This is a genomic window from Clostridium sp. UBA1652 (assembly GCF_002320975.1).
In the GTDB taxonomy this organism is placed as follows: Bacteria; Bacillota; Clostridia; order Clostridiales; family Clostridiaceae; genus Clostridium_T; species Clostridium_T intestinale.
On sequence record NZ_DCLI01000077.1, the window covers coordinates 68,850 to 88,234 of the forward strand.

Below are 19,385 nucleotides of genomic sequence, written 5' to 3' on the forward strand. Positions count from 1 at the left end.
TTAAGCTTCTATTCCCTTACTATATTGAGCTTCTTCTTTATATATTTGTTTATCAGCCATCTTAACAAAAGGAATCCATATTAAAGTTGTAACAATTAATAATACAATTTGTAATATTGCTCCTCTGATGCTTCCAGTTACCAAATATCCACTGATTATTGGAGGTGTTGTCCATGGCAATTGAGCTAAACCTGTTGGTATTGGAACTAATTTTGTTGCAAGCGCAATATATGCTATTACTGCTGACACTGATGGAGTTATTACTAAAGGTATAAAGTATAATGGATTTAACATAAGAGGTATACCAAATAATACAGGTTCTCCTATATTAAAGATATATGGTACAAGTCCTACTTTCCCAACTTCTTTGTATTGCTTGCTTTTTGCAACTATAACTATTGCAATTATTGCCCCAACTACACCAATGCTTGCAAATGAATTTCTAAAACTTAAACTTATAATATTTTTAGGCACTTCTCCAGCAATTGATGAAAGTCTATTTGCATCATCCAACATAGTCCAGATAGGATTCATAGCTCCAGATGATACAATTGAACCTCCATGAATACCAAAAAACCATAAAAGTTGTTCAAATAGTATGCTACAACAAAACCACCTAAGCTTCCTCCCAATAGTAATAATGGCTTTCCTATTACCAGATTTATTATTGTAAATAAGTCAGAATTGAACCCAATATCAAATATTAATCTTATTGCCCAGAAAAATACTACTGTTAAAAAAGCTGGTATTAAAGATGCAAATGGTTTAGCCACTGCTGGTGGAACTGCATCTGGCATTTTAATTACAATACCCTTTTGTTCCATCTTTCTATATATCTCAACAGCAACCATTGCTACAATAAAAGCTACAAACATTGCTTTAGCTCCAATTTTATCTACCGGAATACTACTTCCAGCATCACCTATAATATAAGGCGTTACTAATATAAATGATGCCAAGGCTGTTAGTGAAGATTGTAATTTATCAATATTATATGATTTAGCTAAACTATATGCAGTTCCTATTAAAACAAATAATCCACCAACATCCATAGTTGAGTTTGCTACATAGATTAATCTTCCTTGCCAAGCTCCTCCGTCATTTAATAAATTAGTTATGAATTCTGTATATCCTGGAATAGGTATAAATGCTAATATTAAAAATACAGATGCAATTATAGTAAATGGCAAGTATGCAAGCATTCCATCTCTTAAAGCAGTCAAATGACGTTGTCTACTAACCTTATCAGCTATTGGAAGTAACTTATTATCAATAAAATTCCCTATAGTTTCTTTCATGATTTAATTCCCCTTTATTCTTATTTTTTATTTTCGAAAACAAATATTTTATTTGAAAAGCTTTTCTTTTGACAATGTAATTATAAATGATTTTAAAGTTAAGAGACAATGCTAATAAATGTTTTTAAGACTATCAAATTTAGACTTTATATTATATACTTAATTCAAAGGAGTGATTGTTTTGAATTACAGTGCGTTAGAAAACATGCTAAATAGTGATGTAACTTTAGATACTACAAGTGAACAAGAAATAATATCACATTTCCAAACTAAGCATAAAACTGTACCGTTTAATGATGATTTTTTATTTGTTTTTAATCACGATAGGCAGTTCCAAGGCAAAAATCACATAATATCCTTTCATAAACGAAATGCTGGTAAAGTACCTATGCATATTTATCATTACATAGTTATTACTTATGTTTATTCTGGTACACTATCAATAATTGTTGAAGATGAAGAGATTGTTTTACATAAAGGAGATTTAATTATCTTTGATAAACATGTACCTCATAGTGTGAAAAGAACAAGCGAAAATGATTTAGGTATAAATATAGTTTTAAATGAAGCTTATTTCTCTAAAAAATTTATTAATCACCTACCTAATGATAAGCTAATATCTCAATTTATGTTTGAACTTATGAATAACAAAAATAACCATAATCATTATTTATTATTTTTTACACAAAATGATGAATTGACTCATAATTGTATACAAAACATTCTTTGCGAATATTTAGATTCAACTATATGCTCAGATGACTTAATTGACAACTTTATTATGATATTAATTACACATTTAGTTAGAAAATTTCAATACCAAACTAATTTATCTATAGATATGTTTAGAAATCAACAATTAATGGAAGATATATTAGTTTATATACGTAGTCACTATATAGAAGGAAACTTAAAGAATATGTGTACTCATTTTGGATATGATCCTTCTTATACAAGTAAACTTATTAAAAAATTTTCAGGAAAAACCTTTAAACAACTAGTAAATGATGAGAGGATGAAAAAAGCAATCATACTTTTACATAATAAAAGATTACCTATTTATGAAATAGCCGAAACTATTGGTATTAATAATTTGACTGCTTTTTATAAAAGATTCTATGAATATGCTGGTTGTAGTCCTCAGGAGTATCGAGATAGATATAAAAAATAAACTGTTACTAGCGGATTTTATCCACTTATGCAACAGTCATTTTACTTTCTATCTCTATATTCTTTTGGGGTGACCCCATATTTCTCTTTAAATATCTTATAAAAATAAGTAAGATTTTCATATCCAACGAGTTCTATAACTTCAACTATAGAATACTCAGTGACCTTTAATAATTCTACAGCCTTACTAAGTTTTTTCTCCTGTAGCAATTCTTTAAAAGTCATCTTAGTATGTTTTTTAATCAACTTACTAAGCTTATAATGAGGTTGATTTAATTTATTAGCTATTTCAAATAGGTTCCCTTTTTGATAAAAATCATCTATATATTTTAAACATTGAATTATTATCATCTTTTCATAATTGTCTACAGAATAAGTCTCAATATTATGAGAATTCTTCACAAGCTCTACTATCAAAAGTCCTACTAATAGCTTTATTGTAGCTTTACTCATTATAGATGGAGTATAAAGTTCAGTTATTATTCTTTCTACTAGGCTTTGTATCTCCTTATTGTCTGAAACTTTAAAGTAGAGATACTCTCCTTTTTCATAATTGGTATATAGAGTTGTTATTAGGAAGCTACTAATTATATTATCTTTTTCTAATAATCCTAAAATATAATCGAAGAATTCTGGCCTTATTATGAAGTTTATTATTATGTCTTCTTCACTAGATGGCTCTATTTCATGAGTGATATATTGATTTAGAAAAATTAACTCTCCTTTTTTAAGAGTTACTTCTTCTTCATCAATTGTTTCTGTCAGGCTTCCCTGATAAACATAGTTAAACTCAATATAATTATGTTTATGTTTAGGAAAATGAATAAATCTTGTATGTTTTCTTATATCTATTAGCTCTTCTTTTCTTAAAAGCTTATTACTATCTATTATAAATTGTCCATTATCAGTATATAGACTTTTATTAACCTCATCCTCTCCATTTAAAATTTTCTGCTCTTCATCTGTTAAAGCCATTAATTTATCATGAATATCTTTATTCATACAGATTCTCCTAATTATACTTATTTTCCTTTATATTTATTTTAGCATAAGTTATATTATAAAAGAAAAAACACTGAAACTTTTATCTCAGTGTTTTATATATATTCTTTATAAAATCTCTCCGTTAGATTCAATGACTTTCTTATACCAATTGAAACTCTTCTTTTTAGATCTCTTTAAGGTTCCATTTCCTTCATTGTCTTTATCTACATAGATAAAACCATATCTCTTTTTCATTTCACCAGTAGATGCACTTACAAGGTCTATACATCCCCATGGAGTGTACCCCATAAGTTCAACCCCATCTTCATTTACTGCATCTTTCATAGCTTTTATGTGTTCTCTTAGATATTCTATTCTATAATCATCTTCTACATATCCATTTTCATCTGGATTATCCACAGCACCTAATCCATTTTCCACAATAAATAGTGGCTTTTGATATCTATCATACATAGCATTCATAGTTATTCTAAGACCTAGTGGATCGATTTGCCATCCCCATTCGCTTGCTTTTAAATGTGGATTCTTTAAAGTTGCAAATACATTTCCTTCTGTTTGTGCATTTATCTTAGGATCTGCACTAGTTAACCTTGAAGAGTAGTAACTAAAGGAAATAAAATCAACTGTATGTTCTTTTAAAAGCTCAAGATCTCCATCTTCCATCTTTATATTAATATTAAGCTTCTCAAGCATTTTCTTAGCATAGTTAGGATATTCTCCACGAGATTGAACATCAATAAAGAAATAATTTTCTCTATCCTTCTCCATCGACTTCCATACATCTTCTGGTGCACATGTATTAGCATAAGTATTTCCAGCTGCTAACATACAACCAACTTTAAAGTTTGGATTAATTTCATGAGCAATCTTAGTTGCTTTTGCACTTGCTATTAATTGGTGGTGTGCAGCTTGATATTTTATAGCTTCTACATCATCCCCTTCTTCAAACACAAGTCCTGCTCCCATAAAAGGTAAATGTAATAACATATTTATTTCATTAAATGTTAGCCAGTATTTAACCTTATCTTTATAACGCGTAAAAATAGTAGTGCATAATCTTTCATAATATCCTACCATTTTACGACTTCTCCATGAACCAACTGTCTTAACTAAGTTCATAGGTACGTCAAAATGAGTAATTGTTACTAATGGCTCTATACCATACTTTAGACATTCATCAAATACATCCTCATAAAACTTTAAACCTTCTTCATTTGGTGTTTCATCATCTCCGTTTGGAAATATACGTGACCAAGCAAGAGATAGTCTAAAAGTTTTAAAACCCATTTCCCCAAATAGTGCTATATCTTCTTTATAATTATGATAAAAATCAATTGCCTCATGACTTGGATAATAATGATTTTCATCACATTCAAACATCTTCATTTTTCCAAGTGCCACAGGGAAACGATCTTTTCCTGCTGGAACTACATCAACTGTAGATAATCCCTTTCCAACTTCTAAGTATGCACCTTCTAATTGGTTAGCAGCGGTAGCTCCTCCCCATAAAAATCCTTCTGGTAATCTACTCATTTAATTTTCTCCCTTCGTAAAACATATTTAGATATATTTTTAATTTATTTTAATCCACATTAAGTATGAACTTTTCCACAACTTCTGCAACCGCATTGTTATCATTATCATTTTCTGTTATATAATCTGCAACATCTTTAGCCTTTGGATTAGAATTTTTAACAGCTATCCCAAGTCCAGCCTCTTGTATCATCTCAACATCATTTTCATCATTACCAACAGCTATACATTCCTCTAAAGAATATCCATAGTGTTTTGCTAATACTTCAAGAGCCTTACCTTTATTAATTCCTTTCCTAACTATTTCTAATGAACCAAAACCAGAAGTCACTACTTCCACATTTGGTATAGTTTCAATTCTTCTTCTTATTTCATTAAATAGATTATTATCATCTTCATGAATTTCTATTTTTAAAGCTTTCACCCTATGCTCATCAATATAGGTTACTAAGTCTGGAACTAGACGAAATTCCATTCTATGTTTTCTAGGAAGCGATAGATTTAATTTAAATAAAAAGTCTTGTACTATTCTTCCAATACCTTCTGAATACACAACATATGGATCCATAACATGATAATATACATTGTCATACTCGTTTCTAAGCATTGAAATTATATCACCTACAGTATCTGGATCTATGTATTCTTTATAAATCTCATTTAAATCACCATCGTACACTATACTTCCATTACCTGCTATAATAGGTTGATTCTTCGGCATATCATCTATAAATAATTTAAGTGCTGCTGGAATTCTTCCTGAGCATATTACAACCTTTATTCCTAATTCAGCAGCTTTCTTTATCGCAATATAATTTTCTTCTAGCGGCTTATGTTCGCCATCTAAGAAAGTACCATCCATATCAATAGCTAATAATTTGTATTTCATTCTCTAAATCCCCCTATTTAAATATTCACAGTTACTTTTTTATTATAACCTAATATTAATCATTAAGACTTTCTATTTTTGTAAAAAGAAATTTCTATGCCATAAGCCTTGATTTTCTTTCTAATTTTACACATAATATAGATAAGAATATTAATTATAAGTTAACAATTAATAAGTATAGATTAAGGAGAAAATATGTTAATAACAGATAGTTGTGTAGATTTTAATAATGAAGTCCTTGGGGATGATACAGAAATAAAGAGAATTCCTTTTATAGTTACAATTGATGGTAACGATATAATAGACAAAAACTTAGATACTTCTAATTTATTATCAAAGATGAAAGAAACCAAAGATAGAATTTTAACGGCTTGCCCTTCACCTAATGATTTTCTTGAGAGCTTTAAAAAGAATGCTGAAAATTATGTTGTTACTATATCATCAAAGCTAAGTGGATCTCATAATAGTGCATTAGCTGCAAAAGACATGTTTGAGGAAATAGAACCTGGAAGTCAAGTTCATGTTTTTGATTCACAATCAGCATCTGCTGGGGAATCTTTAGTTGCTCTAAAAGTAAAAGAATTACTGGCTCAAAACCTTAGCTCTTTAGATATAGTAGAAAAAGTTAATAGTTATATTTCACAATTAAAAACCTTTTTTGTTCTTAATTCTTTAGATAATTTAGCTAAGAATGGAAGAATAAGCAACTATAAAGCTGTTATAGGAAATTTACTTAATATCGTTCCTATAATGGGTGAAAATGGTCAAGGTGAAATTGTGCTAAAAGAAAAAGTTAGAGGAAAGAAAAAAGCTTTCTCAAGACTTGTAGATATGATAGGTGAAGCTCCTATTGACTTTAAAAATACAGTTTTAGCTATAACACACGTACATGCATTAGAAAAAGCCACTGAGCTTAAAGTAGTTATAGAAAATAGATATCCATTTAAAGATGTAATTATTTTTGAGGCTAGTGGATTAAGTACTGTCTATGCTGATAATGGCGGAATAGTAATCGCGTATTAACTGAATTAAATTTATTACTATTTAAGAGTGTCGACAAAGTCGACACTCTATTTTTAATGTAAATTATCCAAACTTAAAAACTATAAAATCTTAAAGTAACGCAGAATTATTAGTTCAAGCAAAGCTCCATAAAATCTTTTGCAGAATTAGTTAAAAATTTATTTTTATGACTAATAATTGAAAAGTTTTGTATCAATGTTATATTTTTTATTGCTACCTCTACGACCTCTCCCCTATCTAAGTTTTCCTTAACTAAAAGATATGGTAATGCAGATATACCCAAATTTTTACTAACCGCTTTTATTATAGCTTGTGTACTTAGGCTTTGCCATCTTTGATTTATATTTATTCTATGCATTTCAAAAATATTATCTATTATTTCTCGACCAGCGCTTCCATTTTCTCTTAAAATAAATTCTGAATTATTTAAATCAGATATTTCTATTTCTTTTACTTTAGACCACTCATGATCAGGTGAGCATATAAGAACCATTCTATCTGTCATAAAAATCTTACTTTCAATAAATTCACTATGAGAAAATCCCTCTATTAGTCCTAAATCAATTTCATTGCTTAATACTAAATCTTCAATATTCTTTGAATTATCAATTATAGCATTAATTTTTATATTTCTATGAGTATCTTGAAACTTTTTCACAAAGTTAGGGAGTAGATAATTTCCAATAGTTATACTCGTTCCTACTCTCAAAATTCCAATACTATCTAAGTTTCTAATACTTTTTTCTGCTTCATCAAACAAAGCGACTATATGTGTTGCATAAGAAAGTAATTGTTTACCCATTTCAGTTATATGTAATCTTTTTGAAATTCTATCAAATAACCTTACCCCATAATAAGCTTCTAGTTCCGTAATTGCGAGACTTGCTGCAGGTTGAGTTATAAAGAGCTTTTTTGCAGCTGCAGTAACGCTTTTACATTCACATACTGCAACGAAAATTTTCATATGCCTTAATGTCATATATATTCCACCTTAAATAATATAATTTTTTCTTATGATATTTATATTATTATATTATTTTACATATGAACCTTCAAGTAGTAGAATTTATATTGCGGAGGGATGCTTTATGCGTAAAAATATTAATACCTATATAATACTGTTCACTTCAACTTTTTATTTAAGCGCAGTAACTTTCGGTGGTGGATTTGTTATTATACCTTTGATGAAAAAAAAATTCTCAGATGATTTAAAATGGATTGAAAAAGACGAACTTCTAAATTTAGTTGCAATAGCTCAATCAGCACCAGGTTCTGTAGCAGTAAATTCCTCCATCTTAATAGGTTATAGGGTTTGTGGTGTACTAGGTGCATTAATAACTATATTAGGAACTGTTTTACCCCCACTTATAATTTTATCTACTATTTCTTTATTTTATAAATCTTTTAGCCAAAACGTGATTGTTTCAACTATACTCGATGGAATGCAGGCTGGTGTTGCTGCTGTCATTATTGATGTTGTTATCAATATGGGACAAGATATCTTTAAAGAGAAGGAAAAACTATCTATATTACTAATGATTATAACCTTTATATTATCTCATTTCTTTAAAATTAGTGTAATTTATCTACTTATTATATGTATAGCAATTGGCGCATTGAAAACTTATTTAAACACTAAACGTAAGGAGAAAAAATAATTTATGATTCTATTTAATCTTTTTTGGAGTTTTTTTAAAATAGGTCTATTTAGCTTTGGAGGTGGATATGCTGTTATCCCACTAATTCAAACGCAAGTAGTTTATAATAATAACTGGCTTACACAAAGTGAATTTACCGATTTAATTACAATTTCTCAAATGACCCCAGGTCCTATAGCCATAAATTCATCAACCTTTGTAGGAATACGAGTTGCTGGATTAAGTGGAGCTATAATTGCAACATTAGGCTGTGTATTACCATCATGTATTATTATGTGTTTATTAGCTTGGCTATACTTTAAATATAAACATGTAGATATGGTTCAAGGAATTCTTAAAAGCCTTCGCCCACTAATCATAGCCTTAATTGCTTCAGCTGGTATATCTATTTTTACACTATCTATATGGGAAGAAAGAAATATATCTCTAAATCCTTCTGATATTGATTTTGTTTCTATTATTCTTTTTTCATTAGCTTTAATAAGTTTAAGAAAAACAAAATTCAATCCAATTTTAATTATGCTAAGTTGTGGTTTAATTAGATTTTTTCTATATATAGCTCTATAAGTCTTTAATAAGTTATATTAATCTTATAGACTTATTAGATGTATCTAAAACTTGTGCACCACTTATTAAATCTAATTATTTAAACAAAATTAAACACTCAAAACCTCTCTCTCCTATCCATAAGATCTTTACTATTCGAATCCACCCCGATCTATTATATATTCATGATAATGTCTTATAGCATTATCTATTAATATGTTTAATCTTATATTTACATTTGGATGTAAGAACTTAAGCTCATTTAACATTTGTGCAGTTGATTCTCTAATACTAAAACTCTTTCTAATAGAGAACTCTTCTTTTTCTTCTAAACTCATTACTCTACTTATCATCTTATTACTCTCTATATTTATATTTCCTTTATTAGAAATCGTACTAACACCTCTACTTTTTAACTCTTCTTCTATATGAAATTCCTTTATTACATTTTCATTAATCACCTCCCCATCTGTCCATATAGCACCCTTAGCATATTCTTGCTTTTTAGGTGTTAGCTCTTCTATATTTCCCTTTACTTCCTTTTCACTTTTATTCATCATTCTTCTCCTATAAACAATTTTTACTAATATTCTATTCATACCACTGCTCCTATATTCAAACATTACAACATTCCACTGCTCCGCTGTTCCTCTTTTCCAACAGTCCGCTTTTGCACTGTTCTTATGTTTCCCTTCTCCAATGCTCCACTGTTCCGCTGTTTCACTGTTCCAACATAACACTGTTCCACTGTTTTTATGAACTTATATTCTGTAGAAGTTCGAAGAACTTCATTAGATTCCTTTTAACTTCTGCACTTCTGCCCTGTAGGAGATTCCGTAGGAATTCTCCATTAGATTCCTTCACTGTAGAAGCTTCTTCTCAAGATTCATTAGATTCCTTCCCTGTAGAAGCTTCTTCTCAATCTTCATTAAATTCCTTTCCCTGAACTTAAAAAGAGCTTAACAATCTGCTAAGCTCTTTCTACTATTCTCTTTATCTTATTTTAATTACTCCACCCTCCATACCAGAAGTAGCTAAACTTGTGTACATGCCAAGTACTCCTCTAGTATATTTAGGAGGTTTTGGTGTCCATTTTTCTTTTCTTTCTTTTAGTATTTTCTCTATTTCTTCTTTTGTTTTTTCTTCTCCATTTACTCCTACGATGTTTATTCCTCTGTTTTCTATGTCTATGTGGATTATATCTCCATCTTTAACTAAGGCTATTGGTCCTCCGTTTACGGCTTCTGGAGATACGTGTCCTATAGCAGGTCCTCTGGTTGCTCCTGAGAATCTTCCATCTGTTATAAGAGCTACTGTTGAGTTTAGTTTTTCGTCTGAAGCTATGGCTTCTGTTGTGTAGAACATTTCTGGCATTCCGGAGCCCCTTGGTCCCTCGTATCTTATTATTATTGCATCTCCTGGTTTTATACTTCCATTTATAGTTGCTTCAAAGGCTTCTTCTTCTGAGTCAAAAGCTCTAGCACTTAGTTTTATATCTCTCATTCCTTTAGGTAAACTTGAGTGTTTAACTACACATCCTTCAGGTGCTAGGTTTCCTTTAAGTACTGATACTGCTCCTATTTCACTTATTGGACTTTCAGCGTCGTAGATAACTTCTTTATAGTCCATTTTAGGTGCTGAAGCTAAATATTTCCCATAAGCTTCTTCTTTATTGAATTCCTCTAAGTTCTCACCTAAGGTTTTACCTGTAACTGTCATAACATCTAAGTGAAGGTATTTTTTTATTTTATTCATTATTGCAGGTACTCCGCCTGCATAGAATACGTAGTTTGCTGGCCAATGTCCACTCGGTCTTACATTTAGTATAAATGGTATGTTTCTATGGATTTTATCAAAATCTTCTGGACGTATTTCTATATCAAGTTCCTTTGCTATAGCTGGTATATGAAGAAGTGCATTAGTTGATCCACCTATAGCTGCATGTACCATTATTGCATTTTCTATTGATTTTCTGTTTACTATATCTGATACCTTTATTCCTTTTTCTACTAGGTTTTTTACTGCTCTTGAAGCTTTTCTTGTGTATTCCTTTAGTATCTCTGAGGTTGATGGTAAGAGCGCTGCTCCCGGTAGAGCAAGTCCTAAAGCTTCACCTAATACCTGCATAGTTGCAGCTGTTCCCATAAAAGAACAAGCTCCACAGCTTGGGCATGCATTTTCTTTATAGAAATCATACTGGGCTGTAGTTATCTCTCCTCTTTTATGCATGGCACTGTAGGTTCCTACTTGGTTTAGGGTTAAAAGATTAGGTCCTGCATTCATAATTCCACCTGGTATTACTACTGAAGGTATGTTCACTCTACACATAGCTACTAGGTTTCCTGGCATTCCTTTATCACAACTTGCTACAAATAGTCCCCCATCGAAACCTGTAGCATTTGCATGGATTTCTATCATGTCTGCTATTATTTCTCTAGATACTAGAGAATAGTTCATTCCATCATGTCCTTGAGCTTGACCATCACATATATCTGTTGCATAATAGTCTGCTGCCTTTATTTTTAGGGTTGTAAGCTCCTCCATAGCTTCATTTACTACTACATCTAAATGAACGCTTCCCGGATGACTTTTACCATAGGTACTTTCTACTATTACCTGCATCTTTTCTAAATCTTCTGTAGTCCATCCCATTCCTCTTTTTAGAGAATCCATTTCTGGAGCTATTTTTCTTACCTTTTGAGAATATAACATAGTTTTCACCTTACCTCTCTATAGAATTTTTTTCTCCTATTATCTTTTCTATATCCTTTGGATTTACTAGCATACTATCGCCTTTAATTGTGCATTTCAAAGTTGCTGCTGCTACTCCAAAGTCTATGGCTTCTTTTAAAGTTTTCTCTTTCATAATTGAGTAGATTACTCCTGATACAAAAGCGTCTCCACTTCCTACTCTTTCAACCATTTTAGTTGTAAGTTTAACTGACTCTGCTTTTTCTTCCTCGCCTAAGGCGTAAGCGTAGTAGGTATTATTATCTTCTTTATCATTTTCTCTTTCTGTGTGGAAAATGTACTTAAATCCAAATTTTTCTTTAAGTTCTTTCATTCGTTTAAATATATCTTCCTTTGTAGAATTATCTCTATCAAACATAGTTATATCTTTATCGTCTACCATTATTGGTTCTATTCCAAAACATATATCTGCAAAAGGAGCTAATTCTGTTGCATAGTTTTTAGCTTCCATAAAGGTTGCCATCTTGCTTCTAAAGTTTAAGTCCATGCTTATAAAGATGTTTCTTCTTTTAGCTTCCTTTACAACTTCTCTTACTATTTCTCTAGAGTTTTCTCCAACTGCTAGGGTTATTCCACTAAAGTGAAGCCAGGTTACCCCTTCTAGTACTTTGTTTATATCTATATCTTCTATAGATAACTCTGAAAAACTGCTGTGTTTTCTATCGTATATAACGCTGCTGTTTCTAACTCCAGAGCTTCTTTCTAAAAAGTAGTAGCCTATCTTTTCTCCCTTAGTTAGAATATTCTTTATGTCAACTCCAACTCCTCTAAAATATCTTTTTACTGTTTTAGCTATCTCGTTATCCGGAAGTGCTGATAGGATAGAAGTTTCTAAATCCCAAGCTGAAAGCATTGAGGATATATTAGCTTCTGATCCACCATAAAAACACTCAAACTCGTTAGAGTTTCCGTATACATCAAAGTTTTTTGGAGTAAATCTTATAAGTATTTCACCTATTGAAAGAAATTTTCCCATGTTATTTCCCTACCTTCTCCATAAATCTTCTCGCATTTTCGGCTATCTTAGCTCTGTCACTATTAGCTCCAGAAGTTAATATACTTCCTATTCCTACTGAATCTGCTCCGCTATTTAGCCATTCATTTAGGTTCTCAAGGTTAACTCCACCTGTTACCATTATCTTAACATTTTTAATTGGTGCTTTTATTGCCTTTATGTAACTTGGGCCTAAAGCTTCCCCAGGAAATAATTTAACAACCTTAACCCCTGAGTTTAGGGCATTTACTATTTCTGTTGGTGTAAAACAACCTGGAATATATTCTACATTTTTTTCTGTACAGTATTCGCTTATAAGCTCATCGAAGTTAGGTCCTACTATAAATTCTGAGCCTGCTTTTATAGCTTCTCTAGCTGTATCAACATTTAGAACACTTCCTGCTCCTATAACTACATCTTTGTATTTTCCAACTAAACTTTTTATGATTTCTGATGCATCTTTATTTGTGTAAGTTACTTCTATAAGTTTTATGCCGCCTTCTATGGCTCCTTCTATTATGTTTAGTGCTTCTTCCTTGTCGTTTCCTCTGATTACTGCAACTATTTTATTCCCAATTATGTTTTCAACTATACTCATTTAAAACTCCTCCTAAAGGAACAAGCCCCACCTTAAGTGAAGCTTATTCTTTTTCTTTTATTATCTGATGTCTAGCCACTGTAACACTCCATCCGTATTGAAGTTGGAGTTAACATTGGCACGACCCTAGATAAGTTCAACTAAGATTCAGATAGGGATCAAACCCTTATCTGAATCAAGTTTCACTTTATATCATTTTATTTCCAATATAATACTTTCACTTGCCTTCATAGTTTCCCCAACATGGTATTTTTTTATTTCATGACCGTTCGGTTCTGCAAGTATTAGCATTATGGTGTCATCTAAGTTTTCTCTTTTAAGAACTTCTCTATCAAAGCTTAAAAGTAAGTCTCCTTTTTTAACTTGTTGTTTTTCTTTGCAGTGGATACTAAACCCTTCACCCTTTAGGTTTACTGTATCTATTCCTACATGTATAAGTAACTCAATTCCCTCTTTAGTTCTAAGTCCTACTGCATGTTTACTTTCCATCATGATTGTAACTACTTCTGAGTCACAAGGAGCATATACTTTAGTGTCACTTGGTTTTATTGCAATTCCATCTCCCATCATTTTTTGAGAAAAGACTTCATCATTAACCTTACTTAAGTCTAGACTTTCTCCATCACAAAAAGCATACATTAGATTTTCATTCTTCTTTTTGAATAAATTTTTAAACATATCTTTGCACCTTCTACTTAAGTTCTGGCCAGTAGCCTTTGTTTGCTTCTATAAGATCATCTAATAAGTCCTTAGCAACCTTAGCGCTAGGTACCGTTTTAGATAATGTAAGTGCCTGCCATAATTTTTGATAAGATCCTTCTATCCAAGCTTCAACTACTAGTTTTTCAACTGAAAGTTGTTGCTGCATTAAAGCTTTTTGGAACTCTGGAATTTCTCCTTGAGCTAGTGGTTCTGGTCCATCGCTTCCAACTATACATGGAACTTCCACCATAGCCTCTGGATCAAAGTTTGAGATAGCACCTTTATTCTCTACAATACATAACATTCTTTCATGAGTATTGTAGGCAATAGCTCTTGCTAAATCTACTATAAATGTTGCATGAGCATCTATGTGGAACTCTCCACCCTTAGCTGTTCCAGCTTCAACTATAGCTTTTGCTGCTCCAAATACATCTTTTTCTCTTCCATCCATAACCTCATTTGCTCTAGAATATTCTGCATTAGAATGTTCCACAACATAGTCTGGATATAGATAATATTTAAGATAAGTATTTGGTAAGAAACGTGGGTCTATTGCTAATAAATCTTTAGCTTTTTTGTGTGTTTCCTGCCAGCTTGGATCTGTATGTTGAGTTTCAACCTCTTTAACTGTAAGATATCCATTTTCCGCTACATAATCTTTTATTCTTTGAGTATAATCATTTCCTTCTTTATCTTTTACGCTAGTCCACCATCCGAAGTGATTTAATCCAAAGTATTTAACTTCTAAATCTTGTGGCTCTAAATCTACTATTCCTGCCATACGACGAAGAGTTCCAACAGGCATATCACATATATTTAATACCTTTGAATTTGGTCTTAGTCTACGACAAGCTTCTGCAACTATCGCTGCTGGATTTGAGTAGTTTAACATCCAGCAATCTGGAGAGTACTTTTCCATGTAGTCTATTAACTCTAGCATACCACCTATACTTCTCATACCGTAAGCTATTCCTCCTGGTCCACAAGTTTCTTGACCAAGAACTCCATGCTTTAAAGGAACCTTTTCATCCTTTTCACGCATTTCATATTTACCTACACGGATGTGTGCCATACAAAAATCTACGTCTGTAAATGCTTCTTCTGGATCTGTTGTATATGAAAATTCAATCTCTGGTGCATTTTCTTTTAATACTATTTTTAGTGCTTCTCCAATTATGCCTTGACGTTCTCCATCATTATCATATAACTTTAATTTTCTTATTGGAAAACGATGTACGTTGTCTAACATCATCATAACTATCCCTGGTGTAAATGTACTTCCTCCGCCTGCAATAACTATAGAATGTTTTTTCATATAAATTACCTTCCTTCTAAGTTTCTTTTTATTCTCCTACTATTCCTAAGGCATTATCTACCATAGATCTAATGCTTGTTACATTTAGTCCATATATTACTTGAACATTTTCTCCTTTGATTACAACACCAGCTGCTCCTGTACCTTTTAAAGTTTTTTCGTCAACCTTAGTTGAATCCTCAAGGATAAGTCTTAATCTTGTATAACAATTATCTACTTTTTTGATATTTTCTTTTCCACCTAAAGCTTCTATTATAACTAATGCTTTATCATCAGAAGCTATAGATTTATTACCTTCTGCTTTTGCTTTATAATCGCTTTTTGTATAAAGCTGAACATCATCCTTATCATCTTCTCTACCAGTAGTTTTTAAGTTTAATTTAACTATTAAGAATCTGAATAAACCGTAGTATATTGCAAATTGAACAATTCCTACTAATACAAACATTGGCCATGATGTTTTTTCTATACCTAATGGTAAGTTATATAATAAGAAGTCTATAAGTCCATTAGGTCCTATTGCTCTTACGTTTAATATATTTAAAGCTACCATTCCAAGTCCACTTAATACTGCATGTATTCCAAAAAGAATAGGTGCTGTGAATAAGAATGAGAACTCAATAGGCTCTGTTACACCTGCTATTACTGATGTTACTGCTGCTGGTATAAGTATAGCTTTTGCTTTCTTTTTCTTATCATCATCTGCTGTATGATAAAGGGCTAAACAAGCTCCTACTAAACCAAACATTTTTGATACTCCTCTGGCATCCCATATAACGCTACCAGATAATACTTTTACTGCTGGATCTGCAATCTCAGCAAAGTATATGTTTCTTGCTCCTTCTATAACCTGACCGCCTATAGTCTCTACCCCTCCAAGTTGAGTATATAAGAATGGAGTATAAACTAAGTGATGAAGTCCCGTAGGTATAAGAAGTCTTTCTAACATACCATATATAAATATTCCAAAGTTACCACTCTTTTGAATGTAATATCCTAAACTAGATATTCCCCATTGTACTGATGGCCAAACATAAGAAAGTATAACTGCTAGTACTACTACTATTGGGATTAATATTAAGAATACTAATCTTGAACCACCATATACTTGAAAAGCTCCATTGAACTCTTTTTTACAATATCTATTATGAATATAAGCAACTACAATACCTAAAATTATTCCTAAGAAAACACCCATATCTAAAACTTGTGTTCCTAAAACTACTGCTTGACCAGATCCTCTTAATTGATCAGCTGGCACTAATTTACCTGATAGATTAAGGAAGATGTTCATAGCATTAATAAATACAAAATAAACTAATACTGATGTAAATCCTGATTCTGCTTTCTTTTCTTTAGCTAAACCTACTGCTAAACCTACACAAAATATAATTCCTAAATTTGATAATATAGGTACTAAAGATCCTGAAAGTATTTTGCCGAAACCAAATATTAATGTGTTTTTTAAAAACGGCGCGTATTCTGCTAATCTAGCATTTGTTAATATATTTCCAAAAGCAATAAGTATACCTACTATTGGAAGTATTAGAACTGGAATGAACATTGCTTTTGAAAATCTTTGCATGGCATTCATAATCTTTTCTTTCATAATTTCCACCTCTTAATATATTTTTATCTCTTTCACAGTTTTTATTATAATTACGTTTTCAGATTTAAGAAATAGTTTTCAGGCAGTAAGAAACCTGTTAACTAAAAAGATAACAGGTTTCTTAAAAAGGTCTATTTTTCTGTATTTATTTAACATTATGTTCTTTTTCTCCCTGGTGATATCTGTGAATTAAGTACTCCATAAACATAAGCATATTAGGGAAAAATGAATTTGCCATAACATTACTATCATCTAACTTATGCATATCAAATATCTTAAAAGATATATCTGAAAGCTTTGAAATACTATTTTCAACTTCTTTGGTAAAAGAAACTACAAGCTTATTTTTATCTTTTGCAACCTTAACCTTATCTAATACTTCCTTAGTTTCTCCTGATTTAGATATGACTATAAGCATCTCCATATCCTCAACATTGTTTTCAAAGCTTCCTATAGAATCTATTAATATACTTTTAATCCCCACGCCTAGCATTTTCTTATTAAAGTAATCTGCTGCTATATTTGAATATCCCCTAGCATAAATAAATATATATCTATTTGATTTATTTATTAATAACTGTATAAATCTATCAACATGTTCTTCTTCAACATATTTTGATAAGAAGTTTATATCTGTTCCTATTAAAGTATCTTCCTCTTCAACTATCCCTGTGCTTTTACTATCTACTAAAGGTGTTATATTATAAACCATATCTATAAACCCAGTGAAACCTAACTTTTTAGAAAGCCTCATGATTGTAGAAGTTGAAGTATAGTTTGCTGCGGCTACTCCTCTAACCCCTATATCCATAACGTTATCAATATTTTCAATAATATATTCAAGCACCTGCTCTTCTAAAACTGTTATCTTCTTATTTTTAACTATCTTACTCAAATCAATCTTCATTTATATCACCCCTCTTATAATAAAGATTATGTAATTAAGTATAATATTATCAATATTTTAAAGTTAAGAAAAGGCTAAGATTAAATAATCCTAGCCTTTTACCTTATTGTCCTTCATAAAAGACATCAATATTCCTATAACTGAAACTATCAAAAATATTAAAAATGCAAATCTATATTCACTTAAACTATATGACTTTATCCCATCTATAGTTTCTCCATTCCATTTTAAGTCTAAAAAATAACCAATTAATATGCTCATTACTGAACTTCCCACAAACTCTCCTGAGTTTACTATGCTTGTTCCTATTCCACCATAACTTTTATTTACCTTGTCTTTAATATCTGTAAAACTTAATATATGTGCCATAGCCAGTGTTCCCATAACTAATAAAATAACTGGGTATACTACTAGCGGAGGTTTTCCTCCTTCAATTATAAGTATGTATATCCATATTAGTGTATTTATAATTAATCCTATTCTTGGATACCACTTTATAGAGTCTTTTAAAAATCTATCTACTTGTCCTACTACCAATGAACCTATTACTAATCCATAAATTATAAAAGAAGTATAAAAAGCTGCTGAAGTTTTAGTTAAACCATAAACATAAGTAAAATAAGAAACTCCCCAAAGTCCTGTTAAGGTTGTAGTACATCCAACCAAAGAAAATAATATAAAGAAATTTCTCCAAGTTGCTTTATTTGTTACTACTTCTTTTAACGCTTTAAATAGGTTAAACTTCTCTCCATTTTGGTCTACTCCTAAAGGTGCAAATCCTACTTCCTTTGGAGAAGATATTACATATTTGTACACTAAAAATCCAACAATAAAGCAAGCTACTCCCATTACATAAAAGGAGTTTCTCCATCCCATAAATATAACCATGGCTGCAAGTGGAAAGGTAGCTATTACCCCTCCCATGTTACCTATAAAAGATAGCTTTGATGATGCCTTTGAGAACTCATCTTTTGAAAACCAAATAGCCTGAGCCTTAAGTACTGATATAAATATAACGGAAGTTCCAACTCCTACAAGAAGTCTTGCTCCATAGGCAATCCATACATTTGAAGCAGCTCCAAGTAGCATAGAACCCACTCCTGTAGTTATAACGCCTAGGTAACTTATCTTCTTATATCCAAATACATCTAAAAGAATTCCTGCTGGAATCTGCATAATGGCATAACTATAAAAGGTTACAGATGCAATATTACCAATCTGAGCTGCCGATAAGTTAAGGGTTTTCGAAAGTTCTTCTGATACTACCCCTAATGCACTTCTATGAAATAATGACATAACAAAGGACAAAGATAATATTGTCCAAATTCTCCATTTATAAAAATTATAAGTCTTTTTCATGCTGTCACTCCTAATAAAAAAATCTACT

At 31.2% G+C, this 19,385-nt stretch carries 17 protein-coding genes and 1 pseudogene; 4 read left to right on the plus strand and 14 right to left on the minus strand.

Translation table 11 applies throughout. The features are described from left to right. Window positions 1–1,298 (minus strand): annotated as a pseudogene (locus B3N22_RS23725) (PTS sugar transporter subunit IIC). Between the two features lie 181 nt (window positions 1,299–1,479). On the opposite strand from B3N22_RS23725, the gene B3N22_RS16045 reads away from it, so the two are divergent. Continuing rightward, a complete protein-coding gene (locus B3N22_RS16045) occupies window positions 1,480–2,469 on the plus strand; it encodes an AraC family transcriptional regulator (protein ID WP_238902068.1) in 990 nt (329 codons plus the stop codon). Between the two features lie 41 nt (window positions 2,470–2,510). Here the strand turns inward: B3N22_RS16045 and B3N22_RS16050 are convergent, their stop codons facing one another. The 3 genes from B3N22_RS16050 to B3N22_RS16060 all read right to left on the minus strand — a co-directional run bounded on the left by B3N22_RS16050 (window position 2,511) and on the right by B3N22_RS16060 (window position 5,895). Next, window positions 2,511–3,470, minus strand: a complete 960-nt coding sequence (locus tag B3N22_RS16050) for an AraC family transcriptional regulator (protein ID WP_238902069.1) — start codon at window positions 3,468–3,470, stop codon at window positions 2,511–2,513. 108 nt (window positions 3,471–3,578) lie between these two features. Continuing rightward, window positions 3,579–5,006: a 6-phospho-beta-glucosidase gene (locus tag B3N22_RS16055; protein ID WP_286908708.1), complete on the minus strand. Its 1,428-nt coding sequence runs from the start codon at window positions 5,004–5,006 to the stop codon at window positions 3,579–3,581. 49 nt (window positions 5,007–5,055) lie between these two features. Further along, the gene (locus B3N22_RS16060; protein WP_286908709.1) at window positions 5,056–5,895 is read right to left on the minus strand and encodes a Cof-type HAD-IIB family hydrolase; all 840 of its coding nucleotides are present in this window, start codon (window positions 5,893–5,895) and stop codon (window positions 5,056–5,058) included. Between the two features lie 195 nt (window positions 5,896–6,090). Between B3N22_RS16060 and B3N22_RS16065 the strand changes: the two genes are divergently transcribed. Next, window positions 6,091–6,918, plus strand: coding sequence for a DegV family protein (locus tag B3N22_RS16065; RefSeq protein WP_286908710.1), 828 nt, complete (start codon window positions 6,091–6,093; stop codon window positions 6,916–6,918). A 109-nt stretch (window positions 6,919–7,027) separates the two neighbouring features. On the opposite strand, the gene B3N22_RS16070 is transcribed toward B3N22_RS16065, so the two are convergent. After that, on the minus strand, window positions 7,028–7,897 hold the full coding sequence (locus B3N22_RS16070) for a LysR family transcriptional regulator (RefSeq protein WP_286908711.1): 870 nt from the start codon (window positions 7,895–7,897) through the stop codon (window positions 7,028–7,030). Between the two features lie 109 nt (window positions 7,898–8,006). On the opposite strand from B3N22_RS16070, the gene B3N22_RS16075 reads away from it, so the two are divergent. Beyond that, the gene (locus tag B3N22_RS16075) at window positions 8,007–8,576 is read left to right on the plus strand and encodes a chromate transporter (RefSeq protein WP_286908712.1); all 570 of its coding nucleotides are present in this window, start codon (window positions 8,007–8,009) and stop codon (window positions 8,574–8,576) included. Window positions 8,577–8,579: 3 nt separating this feature from the next. After that, window positions 8,580–9,143: a chromate transporter gene (locus B3N22_RS16080; protein WP_286908713.1), complete on the plus strand. Its 564-nt coding sequence runs from the start codon at window positions 8,580–8,582 to the stop codon at window positions 9,141–9,143. A 131-nt stretch (window positions 9,144–9,274) separates the two neighbouring features. On the opposite strand, the gene B3N22_RS16085 is transcribed toward B3N22_RS16080, so the two are convergent. The 9 genes from B3N22_RS16085 to B3N22_RS16125 form a co-directional block, all read right to left on the minus strand. Next, window positions 9,275–9,721 (minus strand): hypothetical protein, encoded by a 447-nt coding sequence (locus tag B3N22_RS16085; RefSeq protein ID WP_286908714.1) that lies wholly within the window; start codon window positions 9,719–9,721, stop codon window positions 9,275–9,277. A gap of 394 nt (window positions 9,722–10,115) precedes the next feature. Beyond that, window positions 10,116–11,834: a dihydroxy-acid dehydratase gene (gene ilvD / locus B3N22_RS16090; protein WP_286908715.1), complete on the minus strand. Its 1,719-nt coding sequence runs from the start codon at window positions 11,832–11,834 to the stop codon at window positions 10,116–10,118. A gap of 10 nt (window positions 11,835–11,844) precedes the next feature. Further along, window positions 11,845–12,849 (minus strand): sugar kinase, encoded by a 1,005-nt coding sequence (locus B3N22_RS16095; protein WP_286908716.1) that lies wholly within the window; start codon window positions 12,847–12,849, stop codon window positions 11,845–11,847. 1 nt (window position 12,850) lies between these two features. Then, window positions 12,851–13,465, minus strand: coding sequence for a bifunctional 4-hydroxy-2-oxoglutarate aldolase/2-dehydro-3-deoxy-phosphogluconate aldolase (locus B3N22_RS16100; protein ID WP_286908717.1), 615 nt, complete (start codon window positions 13,463–13,465; stop codon window positions 12,851–12,853). Between the two features lie 192 nt (window positions 13,466–13,657). Continuing rightward, complete coding sequence (locus B3N22_RS16105; RefSeq protein ID WP_286908718.1) at window positions 13,658–14,143, minus strand: PTS sugar transporter subunit IIA; 486 nt, start codon at window positions 14,141–14,143, stop codon at window positions 13,658–13,660. Window positions 14,144–14,156: 13 nt separating this feature from the next. Continuing rightward, window positions 14,157–15,482 carry a 6-phospho-alpha-glucosidase gene (locus B3N22_RS16110; RefSeq protein ID WP_286908719.1) on the minus strand — a complete coding sequence of 442 codons (1,326 nt, stop codon included), beginning with the start codon at window positions 15,480–15,482 and terminating at the stop codon, window positions 14,157–14,159. A gap of 28 nt (window positions 15,483–15,510) precedes the next feature. Continuing rightward, entirely contained in the window at window positions 15,511–17,091 is a 1,581-nt protein-coding gene (locus B3N22_RS16115) for a PTS transporter subunit EIIC (protein WP_238902082.1), read from the minus strand. Between the two features lie 145 nt (window positions 17,092–17,236). After that, a complete protein-coding gene (locus B3N22_RS16120) occupies window positions 17,237–17,998 on the minus strand; it encodes a MurR/RpiR family transcriptional regulator (RefSeq protein ID WP_238902083.1) in 762 nt (253 codons plus the stop codon). A gap of 90 nt (window positions 17,999–18,088) precedes the next feature. Then, window positions 18,089–19,357, minus strand: a complete 1,269-nt coding sequence (locus B3N22_RS16125) for an MFS transporter (protein WP_286908720.1) — start codon at window positions 19,355–19,357, stop codon at window positions 18,089–18,091. Window positions 19,358–19,385: the final 28 nt, after the last annotated feature.

Excerpts from the sequence above, each read along its gene's own strand:
- B3N22_RS16085 (WP_286908714.1), bottom strand. The coding sequence starts at position 9,721 with ATGAATAGAATATTAGTAAAAATTGTTTATAGGAGAAGAATGATGAAT.
- B3N22_RS16100 (WP_286908717.1), bottom strand. The coding sequence starts at position 13,465 with ATGAGTATAGTTGAAAACATAATTGGGAATAAAATAGTTGCAGTAATC.
- B3N22_RS16055 (WP_286908708.1), bottom strand. The coding sequence starts at position 5,006 with ATGAGTAGATTACCAGAAGGATTTTTATGGGGAGGAGCTACCGCTGCT.
- B3N22_RS16110 (WP_286908719.1), bottom strand. The coding sequence starts at position 15,482 with ATGAAAAAACATTCTATAGTTATTGCAGGCGGAGGAAGTACATTTACA.
- B3N22_RS16120 (WP_238902083.1), bottom strand. The coding sequence starts at position 17,998 with ATGAAGATTGATTTGAGTAAGATAGTTAAAAATAAGAAGATAACAGTT.
- ilvD (WP_286908715.1), bottom strand. The coding sequence starts at position 11,834 with ATGTTATATTCTCAAAAGGTAAGAAAAATAGCTCCAGAAATGGATTCT.
- B3N22_RS16050 (WP_238902069.1), bottom strand. The coding sequence starts at position 3,470 with ATGAATAAAGATATTCATGATAAATTAATGGCTTTAACAGATGAAGAG.
- B3N22_RS16105 (WP_286908718.1), bottom strand. The coding sequence starts at position 14,143 with ATGTTTAAAAATTTATTCAAAAAGAAGAATGAAAATCTAATGTATGCT.
- B3N22_RS16115 (WP_238902082.1), bottom strand. The coding sequence starts at position 17,091 with ATGAAAGAAAAGATTATGAATGCCATGCAAAGATTTTCAAAAGCAATG.
- B3N22_RS16075 (WP_286908712.1), top strand. The coding sequence starts at position 8,007 with ATGCGTAAAAATATTAATACCTATATAATACTGTTCACTTCAACTTTT.
- B3N22_RS16125 (WP_286908720.1), bottom strand. The coding sequence starts at position 19,357 with ATGAAAAAGACTTATAATTTTTATAAATGGAGAATTTGGACAATATTA.
- B3N22_RS16065 (WP_286908710.1), top strand. The coding sequence starts at position 6,091 with ATGTTAATAACAGATAGTTGTGTAGATTTTAATAATGAAGTCCTTGGG.
- B3N22_RS16060 (WP_286908709.1), bottom strand. The coding sequence starts at position 5,895 with ATGAAATACAAATTATTAGCTATTGATATGGATGGTACTTTCTTAGAT.
- B3N22_RS16080 (WP_286908713.1), top strand. The coding sequence starts at position 8,580 with ATGATTCTATTTAATCTTTTTTGGAGTTTTTTTAAAATAGGTCTATTT.
- B3N22_RS16095 (WP_286908716.1), bottom strand. The coding sequence starts at position 12,849 with ATGGGAAAATTTCTTTCAATAGGTGAAATACTTATAAGATTTACTCCA.
- B3N22_RS16070 (WP_286908711.1), bottom strand. The coding sequence starts at position 7,897 with ATGACATTAAGGCATATGAAAATTTTCGTTGCAGTATGTGAATGTAAA.